8 protein-coding genes are annotated in these 12,083 nt (G+C 52.1%); 5 read left to right on the forward strand and 3 right to left on the reverse strand.

What is annotated here, in order from left to right; genetic code table 11:
- Positions 1–127 precede the first annotated feature (127 nt).
- A complete protein-coding gene (locus QJQ48_RS04205) occupies positions 128–358 on the forward strand; it encodes a hypothetical protein (protein ID WP_346289948.1) in 231 nt (76 codons plus the stop codon).
- A gap of 29 nt (positions 359–387) precedes the next feature.
- On the opposite strand, the gene QJQ48_RS04210 is transcribed toward QJQ48_RS04205, so the two are convergent.
- A complete protein-coding gene (locus tag QJQ48_RS04210) occupies positions 388–1,452 on the reverse strand; it encodes a pentapeptide repeat-containing protein (RefSeq protein ID WP_346289949.1) in 1,065 nt (354 codons plus the stop codon).
- A 448-nt stretch (positions 1,453–1,900) separates the two neighbouring features.
- Here QJQ48_RS04210 and hemL point away from each other — a divergent pair, with 448 nt between their 5' ends.
- Complete coding sequence (gene hemL, locus QJQ48_RS04215; protein WP_346289950.1) at positions 1,901–3,202, forward strand: glutamate-1-semialdehyde 2,1-aminomutase; 1,302 nt, start codon at positions 1,901–1,903, stop codon at positions 3,200–3,202.
- 147 nt (positions 3,203–3,349) lie between these two features.
- Here the strand turns inward: hemL and QJQ48_RS04220 are convergent, their stop codons facing one another.
- Positions 3,350–4,612: a porin family protein gene (locus tag QJQ48_RS04220; RefSeq protein WP_346289951.1), complete on the reverse strand. Its 1,263-nt coding sequence runs from the start codon at positions 4,610–4,612 to the stop codon at positions 3,350–3,352.
- A gap of 486 nt (positions 4,613–5,098) precedes the next feature.
- On the opposite strand from QJQ48_RS04220, the gene QJQ48_RS04225 reads away from it, so the two are divergent.
- Positions 5,099–6,721: a FecR domain-containing protein gene (locus QJQ48_RS04225; RefSeq protein WP_346289952.1), complete on the forward strand. Its 1,623-nt coding sequence runs from the start codon at positions 5,099–5,101 to the stop codon at positions 6,719–6,721.
- 196 nt (positions 6,722–6,917) lie between these two features.
- Here QJQ48_RS04225 and QJQ48_RS04230 read toward each other — a convergent pair whose 3' ends face one another.
- Positions 6,918–9,341, reverse strand: coding sequence for a CHASE2 domain-containing protein (locus QJQ48_RS04230; protein WP_346289953.1), 2,424 nt, complete (start codon positions 9,339–9,341; stop codon positions 6,918–6,920).
- A gap of 452 nt (positions 9,342–9,793) precedes the next feature.
- Here QJQ48_RS04230 and QJQ48_RS04235 point away from each other — a divergent pair, with 452 nt between their 5' ends.
- Both QJQ48_RS04235 and QJQ48_RS04240 read left to right on the forward strand, forming a co-directional pair.
- Positions 9,794–10,318 carry a LabA-like NYN domain-containing protein gene (locus QJQ48_RS04235; RefSeq protein ID WP_346289954.1) on the forward strand — a complete coding sequence of 175 codons (525 nt, stop codon included), beginning with the start codon at positions 9,794–9,796 and terminating at the stop codon, positions 10,316–10,318.
- Positions 10,319–10,425: 107 nt separating this feature from the next.
- On the forward strand, positions 10,426–12,063 hold the full coding sequence (locus QJQ48_RS04240; protein WP_346289955.1) for a 2-isopropylmalate synthase: 1,638 nt from the start codon (positions 10,426–10,428) through the stop codon (positions 12,061–12,063).
- Positions 12,064–12,083: the final 20 nt, after the last annotated feature.

A 12,083-nucleotide genomic window follows, 5' to 3' on the forward strand; every position in this document is an offset into this window, starting at 1 on the left:
GTAACGCCTTAGCCGATAGGGCTGTTCTGGGGCTGAATCTCTCTCTGACTAGCCAATCCTCCCTGAGAGAGAAGAAGCCTCAGAATAGACCTGTCAGGCTAAAGGAGTTGAAATTTTTAGAAAGGCTATGACAACTCCTATTACTGAAATTGTGGGCGACTTAGAATACGACTGGCTGACGGTATTGCAAAGTAAAGCAGAAGCCCTGCAGGCCTACGACAAGTTTATTGAAGATGCTGAGGCTGCCAATTCCCAGCCCTGCGTTGAGATGTTTAAAAAGCTGCGCGAAACTGACAAGGAGCAGGTGCAGCAGATTCGGCAGCATCTTATGAGCGTCATGCAAAACGGCAGCATGTAACAGGCTGACTAGCTCTTGCCTAGCCTGGATTAATCGTGAATGGTGCCGTCGGGCATGATGGCACCGTTCAGTTTGGTACCCGTGAGCTTCACCATGATTTTGTTGCCAAAGCCGACTCTGGCACCGCTGAGGTCCGCGCCGCTGAGGTCAGCACCGCTCAAGTCCGCGCCAATTAGATCGGCTTCGCGCAGATTGGCGTGGCTCAGATCGGCCTGTAATAGATTGGCCCGGAATAATTTAGCTCGCTGTAAGTTGGCCCGGTTGAGAATCACCTTATGTAAAAAAGCATCGCTAAGGTCAGCGCCGCTGAGGTCAGCTTGACTCAGATTTCTGCCGGAAAAGTCTTTTTCTTTCAAATCGGCACCGCTGAGCTTGGCACCACTGAGGTCAGGGTTTTGCTGGCGTGCTCGGTAAGCGTTATAGGCCTGAGACGGTTGGGACTGACTGCTAGCGTAAGCGCTAGCGGTGCGGCTATTCTGGCCGTTCTGAGGCTGATGCTTGTGAGACTGATGATGACTGCGATCGCTAGCAGCAGCGCTGCGCCGACTGCTGCCGTTAGCAGACTGACTGGTGCCATTCGTCGCTGTGGAGGGTTCTGGCTCAGCGGGGGGCTTAGTTGCTGAGCGATCGCTGTCCTGAGCGGCGTGATTGTTTTGATAAGTCTGACGGGAGGCTTGCGCCTGCTGATAGCGCTGATAGTAGCTTTGATAGCCCGACTGATAAGTTCCGTAGGGTGGGGAATAGGGCGATCGATAGCTATAACGAGGCTGGCTATAGCCGGAAGAATAGCCGTAGGGGGAACGGTAGGCCGACGACGAATATCTCGGCTCGCTAGTGCGTGCTGCCTGAGCGGCTGAGGCTGCAGGCTGCTTGCTCTTTTGGCGGTGATCGCGGTGATATCGCCGCAGGTAGTCTCGCGCTTCGTTAAGCTGCTTCAGCTTCTCCTGGGCTTTTTCCTGCAGACGCTGGTTTTCTTGCGGAATGCGATCGGGGTGCCAGATAAAGACGAGATCTTTATAGGCCTGATTGACAGCCTCAATTGAGGCTCCCGGCTCTAAGTCCAGCACTCGGTAAGATCGCTCTAGTTCGTGCATCAAGTCGAAATAAGCTCCATCGATCTGCTGAGGCTCGCAGCACTGGGGTAATCTTTGATCATTCTAGAAGTGATTTTAGTAGAAGCGCCTGCGATCGCCCCGTTTGCACGTAAAGCTTAAGATACGGCAACAGAGATCGCCACCAATCAGACAGCCGCATTCCCGCCACATTCCTTAACATCTTTAAATCTAAACTCAAACACTCGATACTATATTGATCGCCACTTATCTCGTTAGGATCTAGATCCGGTTTTCGACTAAGTGGATAGCCCATAATCGAATGAGGCTGCAGCAGCAGGATTGGGGGACAGCCTGACTCACCTTCCTTCAGCGATCGCTGCGTCTGCCGCTGCGACGCAGTTGAAGCTTGCTGAGACTCTTTACCGGACAAGCCAGCTATTCAGCTTTTGGTCAACAGATATTTAGGTCACACATTAAGGAGACGATCTTGGTTAGTACAACGCCTTTAAGAACCACCAAATCAGAAGAAATCTTTGCCGCCGCTCAAAATTTGATGCCCGGCGGCGTCAATTCGCCGGTGAGGGCTTTTAAGTCAGTCGGTGGACAGCCCATCGTATTTGATCGCGTCAAAGGGGCTCATATCTGGGATGTCGATGGCAACCAGTACATTGACTACGTAGGCACCTGGGGGCCTGCTATCTGCGGACATGCCCATCCCGAAGTTCTACAGGCGCTTTCCACCGCTTTAGATAACGGCACCAGTTTCGGCGCGCCTTGCTATCTGGAAAATGTCTTAGCTGAGATGGTTATTGATGCTGTGCCCAGCATTGAAATGGTGCGCTTTGTCAACTCAGGTACTGAAGCCTGCATGGCCGTACTGCGCCTAATGCGAGCCTTTACCGGACGTGACAAGGTACTCAAGTTTGAGGGCTGCTATCACGGCCACGCCGATATGTTTTTGGTCAAAGCGGGATCGGGTGTCGCCACGCTAGGTCTGCCCGATTCACCTGGGGTGCCCAAAGCAGCCACCACCAGCACGCTAACAGCGCCTTATAACGATTTAGAAGCTGTTAAGCAGGTATTTGCTGAGAACAAGGGTGAAATTGCTGGCGTCATTTTAGAGCCAGTCGTCGGTAACTCTGGCTTCATCGTGCCGGATGCTGGATTTTTAGAGGGACTGCGAGAAATCACCCGTGAAGATGGAGCGCTGCTGGTTTTTGACGAAGTCATGACCGGCTTTCGCATTGCCTATGGCGGCGCTCAGGAAAAATTCAACGTTACTCCCGATCTGACAACTTTAGGCAAAATTATTGGTGGAGGTCTGCCCGTCGGAGCCTATGGCGGACGGCGCGACATCATGGAAATGGTAGCGCCCGCTGGCCCGATGTATCAGGCCGGAACCCTTTCAGGCAATCCGCTAGCGATGACAGCGGGCATCAAAACCTTAGAGCTGCTGCAGCGTCCGGGTACCTACGAGCAGCTCGATCAGCGAACACGGCAGCTCAGCGCAGGCTTGATCAAAGCGGCTCAGGAAACGGGCCATGCTGTCTGCGGGGGTAGCCTCAGCGCTATGTTTGGCCTATTTTTCACAGCAGGCCCGGTGCATAACTACGATGATGCCAAGCAGTCTGACTTGAAAAAGTTTGGTCGCTTCCATCGCGGTATGTTAGAGCGCGGTGTCTATTTAGCTCCTTCTCAGTTTGAAGCAGGTTTTACTTCCCTGGCTCACACCGAAGAAGATATTGCCAAAACCATTACGGCTGCCCGTGAAGTAATGGCTGATCTATAAAAGATAGAGCCTGGTTCAGCCAGCCTTGATAGCCCTCTGAATTTAAGGAACGCTACCTTAGAATTCAGAGGGCTGAAATATTTTGCACCTGAAGCCAACAGTCTCCCTATATCTCCGCTCTTTGGGCGACAGGTACAGCCGCTAAATTCAAAACAGCGGCAGGTCAAAATCAAAGGTGACACCAAACAAGGTGTCGTTAAAGTTGACGGCGCTATCTGACGACTCACCAAAACTGAATCCACCAAACAGGCGGAGCCGGGTAGAGGGAGACAGGCTGTAAACGGCCTGGGCCGTAAGCTGATGATAGGTGTCAAAGCGAACCCGCTGGATGAAATCTGAGAGAGTGAGCTGATAGTTCAGCCCGGCCTGTAGTTGGGGATTGATCTGATAGAACAGAGCGGCCCCTACAAACTGCGTAATGCGGCTGAATTCATCCGGGTCGCTGAAGCTAAAACGGGCCTGGTAATAGCTATTGAGTGACAGCTTGGAGGATAGCTGATCGGAACGCCAAAGCGCTAGATCTAGGGAATGGCTGTTGAAAAACTGGTCGGCGAAACCGGCCCGATAGAGCTGCTGATTTGTCCAGTTGATTTGGCCATAAGCACGAGGCGAAAAGGCGTGGCGAAAGCCAGCTTGTAGCTGTAGCTCGTCGTAGCTGGCGGGTTCTACCTGACGATAGCGCAGCAACTTCACGTCAGCGGAAGCAACAAAGTTAGTTCGGGGGCCGATAGGGGGGACTGCCAGCAGGGTTAGACCAGGCCGGATAAAGGCATCTCCGACCGGATCAACTTCATTGAGAAAAATGTTGTCGCTGCTGAGATAGTCAACTCGTCCGAACAGGTACAGGATAGGCGCTGAGGGGGTAGCCGGGGGCGTTGGCACTGGATCTTCGCGCAGCCGCAGGATACCCAATTCTTCATCTCCGATTGGAGGATCCTCAGTTTCAGGTTTAGAAAACTGCTCGGATGTTAAGCCTGGTAGCGGCGGTTCTAGCGGCTCAGGATCAGCTAGCTGGCTGGAAATCTCAAAGTGAGCGCTGCTGCTTTCAACGCTGATTTCTAACACATTCTCTGCGATCGCAGTGGGCAACCCATCTGTGTCAGGCAGCTCAGGCTGATCGCGCTCAGGCTCAGCCTGCTCTATTGCGCTGCTCTCAAGGAAACAGGCCGCTTTAGCCGAGTGGATAGCAGTCTTTTGGGAATTACTGAGTGAATGCCATGCCTGGTCGGACCAGGGGAATACATCGGCTACGACCCGAACCGGCTCTGGCCCGGTGGATCGATTCGGCTCATCTGTTAGGGGGAAAGTTTCTGCAGAGCAACCTGAGTTAAGTGCGATCGCAGATGTGGGCAAAGCCCAGCTACTGCCCGCTGCCAAAAAAATTCCTGTACCGACTGCCAGCCTAAGCATCGATACTGTAGAGCGCGGAGTTAATAGATAACAGATGGTAAATGCACATAACGTCTTGAGCACTCAGTACTCCCATCAGGAAATAGGTGACGACTGGGATCTACAACAGTTTGGCCTATCTCCATCCCGTAAGAAATGAGCGAAGTCACTAGGCAGTTTTCTAATATGCCCGTTTAGGGTGAAAAGCTTATCGATACGTATCTATACGGAGTCAACTTTCTAAAAATTGCTATATTTAGCTAACGAGATCCATTCTTTTTGTAAAGAATTGTTGAGAAAGCAGTGGGTTCTGAACCTTTTGCCTCGTACCAGTTAAGGCCGGAGACCCATCTTCGGCATCTACACAAGGGGAGAAATTGGTTGCTAAGCCTCTAGATAGATGAATGCTTTAACTACAGACAAATATTGTTAGCTGGGCTATCTTTTTACAAGTTTTCTCTCTTTACTCATCTACCGACGTACCGTTTTGTCCAGGGGTTAATTCCAATGTTTCGCATTCCGATGCTACTGCTTATGAGTGCAGCCTGGAGTCTGAGTTTTTGGGGAGTCCCTAAGCGGGCATTGGCTCAGATCCCCCTAACGCAAGCTCAGGTTGAAGCGATTCGCAATCGAGTGGAGCTTGTGCCTCAGGGGCGTTCGGCTCGCCCCGCGCGGGTGACTGACATTTTAGGAGTTGGCGATGCCTTAAGGACTGCGATCGCCGCGCGGGCAGAACTGCGGTTCAATGATGGCTCTCTAGCACGGATTGGCGAGCGGGCTACCTTTCGCTTTGTTCCCAATACTCGCAACTTTCGCCTGTCAAACGGAACCGTTTTATTACTGATTCCACCCGGACGAGGCCGCACCAATATCCAAACCCCAAATGCCGTCACCGGAATTCAGGGTTCAGCTTTGTTCGTTCGCTACGATCCTGAAACCGATACGACTATTATTGGAGCTCTGACTCAAAATCCTTTGGGGCCGATGGTAGCTTCCAACCGAGATGCGTCTGAATTTGTGCCGCTCAACGCCGGCCAGATGGCGGTAATTCAAGGCAATCAGCCTATTCGCCGCTACCAGTTTGATCTAGATACTTTTTATCAAACCAGTAGCCTAATTGCTGGATTAAATCTGACTCAAACACCTACCGGCGCAGAGGAGTCACCGCTGGCTGCAGTGCAATCAGAAACGGCTGAAGCCTTAGCGGAGCAGAACTTCAGTGAAGATGTTTCAGTTGTGGAAAACCCTGATTTCATCGATTTAAGCATAGCTGAGTCAGCCGAAACTTCAGCCAATTTAACCGCCAGTGCCGACAGTGCTTCCTTTAATAGGATTGATGCCATAGGTGAGTTTGCCACAATCCCTACAGATCCATTCAGTGCCTATGGTGGCGGAGCCACTGCTCAACTGGGTGTTATGGCGATCGCTTCAGAAGGTCTAGCCACTGATCAAACCGCCCAGCCCGAAGTTCGAGTTGATGTTCCTTCGGGTCTTATTGGCCGCAAGCAGCCTAGGCGTGAGGGGAATATTGTCAGTTCCCCTAGCTCGCCGACAACGCCTATTAGCCCTAACGCACCGACTAATCCGGTTAATCCTAACGTGCCGGCCAATCCGGTAGTTGTATCGCCCCGACCTGATTCCAATCCCTCGACGCCTGTTCAGCCCCCCACCAGCGTTCCTACGCCAACGCCGACGCCGTCCCCCTCCACCCCTGTCGCTTCACCAATGCCGTCGCCTTCGACGCCTGTTTCGCCAACGCCGCCCCCCACAACCCCTGTTACTTCGCCAACGCCGCCCCCTTCAACCCCTGTCATCTCCCCAACGCCGCCCCCTTCAACTCCCATAGCCTCGCCGTCGCCGTCCCCTTCAACTCCTGTAGGTACCCCTACGCCTGTCACGCCAACACCAATACCTACACCTAACCCGGTACAGCCTCCTACCAGCGTTCCAGTTCCACCCGTTAGCGTACCGGCTCAGCCGCCCGTGACGACTCCGGTTCCCGCTCCTACCCCTGTGGTGACGCCAGCACCTGAGCCTGTGATCGTCGCGCCTCCCCCCACCTCTACGCCCGTCCCCCCAACGCCGCTGTCTCCTAACCCAGCCGTTCAGCAGCCTACCGTGATGCCTTAGTTTTCCTGTGAAGTAGGCGGATCAAACTATTCGTAGAATAGGTAAAGCCCTCCAGGCATGGCGGCGCTAAAGCGACAGCGTAACCCATGCGGGTGTTGGCTTCGTTCTTCAACCGCAACCTAGATCTACTCCTGTTTAACTGCGCCTATCTACTTACACGCCAAGGTCAGTGCCAGGTCGGTGTGAGTCAAAAGCTTCAGGCAGTCTCATCAGTATCAGCCGTCTGGCCGTCTCCATATTGGTGAATCCAGTCGGAGGGCAGCATTTCTGTAGATGGCTCGTCCAGTCTGCCGGAATTGAGGCTAGAGGAATAGGCTTCGATCACGACCTGACTTTGAGGCGGCGGTGCCAGTTGGGGCGTGACAAGTTCTGCCTGGGGGAGCTGCTCTGGCTGAATTTCTGCTAGGTCTTGGAGAATGTCTTGAACTATGCGATAGCGCTGGCTAAAGTCGTAGCGCGTCATCTGCTGCAGAACCTTGGCTAGCTGGGAGTTGAGATTTTCTACTTTGTGGGTCCAGACTATTTCTCCTAGCTGATCTCGCTGGAGGATTTGCGGCAGCGTTCCGGTTAGCGCTTCAATAGCCGTAATGCCAAGGGCATAGATGTCACTGCCGAAGTTAGGAATTCCGGCAGATTGTTCGCTGGGCATGTATCCCTGAGTCCCAATGCCGATGGTAGATGTGACGCGGGCACTGGTATTAGTTAGCCGATTAGAAATTTGTTTGACAGCGCCGAAATCAATCAGAACTAAGCGATTATCGTGGTGACGGCGAATGATATTAGAGGGTTTGATATCTCTGTGAATGACCCCTTCGCTGTGTACGAAGGCAATAACTGGCAGCAAGTCCATGAGCATGGCATAGACCTCAGCCTGTGAGAGCACTTTGCGCTGGTCGAGTTCGCGGCGCAGCACCGTTCCTTCGATCATTTCCTGCACGAGATAAAAAGACTGATTGGCCTCAAAGTAGGCCAGTAGTCGAGGAATCTGATCGTGTTGACCTAGTTTTTCCAGGGTTTCAGCTTCACCTGTGAAGAGCCGCTGGGCTAGGTGATGCATCTTGGGGTTGTCGCTGACAATCTTGAGCTGTTTGACCACGCAGGTAGGGTAGTGAGGTCGCTGTAGGTCATGAGCCACGTAGGTTTCACCAAAGCCACCAGAGCCTAAAAGCTTCATCACCTGGTAGCGATCGCCCAAAACCTTGCCAATTACCTGAGCTTCTCGCACTTCTAGCAGGTCTTGAAACTCATCCTGCTGGCTGATAATCTCCTGCACGATGGGTGAGGTGACATACTGGGCCAGGGTGCTGCGGAGCTTTTGCTTCTTGAACTGATCGCCCACCAGGCTGGCAAAAAGGCTGGAACTGCCAATGACGGCGATCGCTAGAGCCGGAGACGTGATCGGGATAAATAGATTAAAGGCTACGAAGCAGCCAAATCCCAGCGTAATCCATACCAAGATGGCACCACCAGTACACAAGACACGGATGAGCGGGCGGCGGCAGCGGCTGAGCAAAATACCAAAAACGGCGCCAACAATGAGGACACTGCTGCCTCGCTGCCAGGGCTGATCGGATAGCACCCAAACACTTTTACCCTGCTGCAGGGTGGCTAAATCATTCGCCAAAATCTCCAGTCCTGACATCGGTTCTGGATAGAACAGACTTTTAGAGAAAGGAGCCGCATGAAAGTCCTGATGTAGCTGGGCCGTTGAGCCAATTAGGACAATTTTGTTCTTAAAGTAAGCGCCAGAGTCTAGCTTATTGCGCCAAGGGTCTTCGTCTATGACATACCAAAAGGGAATTTGCTCAAAGGTTTTAGCCGGGCCGTGAAAGTAAATGTGTTCGCCCTTAATAGGCGGATAGTCAATCTGGGCCGCTTTCAAGGTAGCTTCGGCAAAGCTAAGCGCCGAGGTGATAGCGTCAGTGAGTTCGCTCATCTGATCTAAATCCGCGTTGCGCTGAGCTTGCTCCTGAATAAACTGCCGTCCTTGGCGATGAATGCGGCTGTCTGTTTCCAGCGGAAAGTGAATCGCACCGACCTGAATAGGCGTGTCTAGAAGTTCGGGTAGGGGCAGAGTTGGCTTAGTTACCTGTCCCTGGGCCATGTCGATTTCGCCATAGGTGGCAGCTAGCACAACGCGATCGCCGTAGCGCTGGAGTACCGAGGCCAAAGCCTGATCATCAGCAGGGCCATAGCTGCTCGGTAGCGATATCACAATATCTAGGGCTACCGCCCTGGCTCCGGCAGATAAAAGTTTTTCCAGCGCGATCGCATAGGCCCGGCGCTGCCAAGGCCATTGCTGAATCGGTTCTAAGTCATCATAGGCTGCCGGATCGCTGAGATAGTGTTCACCCTGACTCAGGGATTCATCGTCAATCGTTAGCAGCACAATATCCGGCGGTGGGGCAACGGGGCCTCTCAGTTCAAAGAACAGGGTTTGACTTTGATACTCCAACAGCTTGATCAGCGGCGCATCGAAAAAGGCTGCTGCCGCCACCAAGAGCAGCCAAAAACCGGTAAACCAATAAGTCCAGCGCGATAGCTCTAAGCTAAGCCCAGAGCGAGTTGAGCGACTGTTTTTGGGAGTAGAGGCTGGCTTTGGTTTGGAAGAAACTGTCATCGGCGGCTGAGCGTCCCCCTGAATAGGATTAATTTTTGAAAGCCAATATATTCCTGAGATTCCGAGTAAAAGTGCCTATAATAGTTAAAGATATGTTTAAAACTATTCACATTTGACCGTCATATCGTAAAACTTACGTCTTTAATTCAGTCAGCTTATTGAAAAATTCTCTCTAAATAATAGCTTCATCTTGATTAACAGCTTGACAACTAGCAGCCTGCTCTAGCTGCTGGGGTATCTAACTGTCTAAGCAAAAATTCTAACCTTTTGGCTCTAGGCTGACCGCAGGGTCGCTCAGCTTACAGTAGAAAACTTAATTGTTTTCTTAAGGATGGCATTTTTTCAAGATGCTGGGTTACTAACTTCTTGTTAACTGGCGGGATTTAAGTCATTAGTAAGCCCGTATTAAAAATAATTAATCTGTCACCTAAATTAAAATTATTTCTTTATTTATGGCTAGTCATTCTTTAGATCGTCTTTCCATATTTGTCGATGGCAACAATATGTTCTATGCCCAGCAGAAGAATGGCTGGTTTTTTGACCCTAAAAAGGTTTTAGAGTATTTTGTGACCGAGCTAGAAGGCACTACTTTGGTCAATGCCTTTTGGTATACCGGACTGAAAGATCCGCAGGATCAGCGAGGCTTTCGAGACGCCTTGATTAGTCTAGGCTACACGGTTCGCACTAAAATCCTCAAAGAATATTACGACGACAATTCAGGCCGCTATTCCCAAAAAGCGAATCTGGACATTGAAATTGTGGTGGATATGTTCAATACAGTTGAGCAGTACGACCGAGTGGTATTGTTCAGCGGCGATGGCGACTTTGAGCGGGCCATTGAGCTGCTGCGATCTAAGAACACGCACATTACCGTCGTTTCCACTGAAGGCATGATTGCGAGAGAACTACGCAATGCCACCGATCGCTACATTGACCTAAACGATATCCGACTCTACATAGAGAAGTCTGATAGCTGACAGGCTCCAAAACGAAAAGGAGCTGTCAAGATTAGTTGATAAATAACCAAAAGCCAGGGTCTAAAATAAACAGAGTTGCTTCCTGTCTATTGAGAGCTGAAGATCCTATGAGTCAACAACCGAGTCCTGAGCGGATTTTAATCTTTGATACTACCCTGCGAGACGGTGAACAGTCACCAGGCGCTACGCTAAACGTTGATGAGAAGCTGACAATCGCGCGGCAACTAGCTCGACTCGGCGTTGACATTATTGAGGCGGGCTTTCCTTTTGCTAGCCCCGGTGATTTTGAAGCGGTGCAAAAAATTGCAGCAGCGGTCGGTACGGAGACAGGACCTACCATCTGCGGTCTGGCCAGAGCTACTCAGCAAGATATTGAGGCGGCGGCTAAGGCGATCGCCCCGGCGGCCAAAGGTCGCATCCATACCTTCATTGCCACCTCCGATATTCACATGCAGCACAAGCTGCGCAAGTCACGGCAGGACGTACTGGCGATCGCGGCGGAAATGGTAGCCTATGCCAAGTCTTTCACCCCCGATGTGGAATTTTCGCCGGAAGATGCCGGACGTTCTGAGCCAGAGTTTCTCTACCAGGTGCTAGAACGGGCGATCGCGGCTGGCGCAACTACGGTCAACATTCCTGATACGGTGGGCTACTTGACGCCCAGCGAGTTTGGCGGCCTGATTCGCGGCATCAAGGAAAATGTACCCAATATTGATCAGGCCATCATTTCAGTCCACGGTCACAATGACTTAGGTTTAGCCGTGGCTAATTTTCTAGAAGCGGTCAAGAACGGGGCGCGGCAGCTCGAATGCACGATCAACGGCATTGGCGAACGGGCGGGGAATGCGGCTCTGGAAGAACTGGTGATGGCGCTGTACGTGCGCCGCCAGTTTTATAACCCGTTCCTGGGCCGCTCCGCTGATTCCGAAGAACCGCTGACCAACATTGACTCCCAGCAGATCTACAAAACCTCTCGCCTCGTCTCTAACCTGACCGGAATGCTGGTGCAGCCCAACAAGGCCATCGTGGGAGCGAACGCCTTTGCGCATGAATCGGGCATTCACCAGGACGGCGTGCTGAAGAACCGCCTCACCTACGAAATTATGGACGCCCAGTCCATCGGCCTCAACGACAACCTGATTGTGTTGGGCAAGCACTCTGGGCGCAATGCCTTCCGCTCGCGGCTGCGGGAACTGGGCTACGAGCTAGCGGATCAGGAGCTTAACCGCGCTTTTATCCGCTTTAAAGAGGTGGCCGATAAGAAAAAAGAAATCAGCGATCGCGACATTGAAGCGATTGTCAATGATGAAACCCTCCAGGCCCCAGAGCATTTTCATCTAGAGCTGGTGCAGGTTTCCTGCGGCGATCATGCTAAACCCACGGCTACCGTCACGCTGAGAACGCCGGATGGTACCGAACTGACCGATGCCGCCATCGGCACTGGCCCAGTCGATGCGGTCTATAAAGCGGTTAACCGCGTGGTGGATATTCCCAATGAGCTAATTGAATACTCGGTGCAGTCTGTTACCGCTGGTATTGACGCCATTGGTGAGGTGACAATTCGGCTGCGGTACGGCGATCGCCTGTTCTCTGGTCATGCCGCCAATACCGATATTGTGGTGGCCTCAACCCAGGCCTATATCAATGCGCTCAATCGGCTTTACGCAGCGATGCAGCAGGGGGCTAGCCTCCATCCTCAACGAGAGGAAATGTTAGCAGCCAGCGCCGAACGGACTGCAGTTTAGCGGTTTCAGCCAGTTGGGAG

This window comes from Sphaerothrix gracilis Ecp01, from assembly GCF_030405905.1.
Lineage (GTDB): Bacteria > Cyanobacteriota > Cyanobacteriia > Phormidesmidales > Phormidesmidaceae > Sphaerothrix > Sphaerothrix gracilis.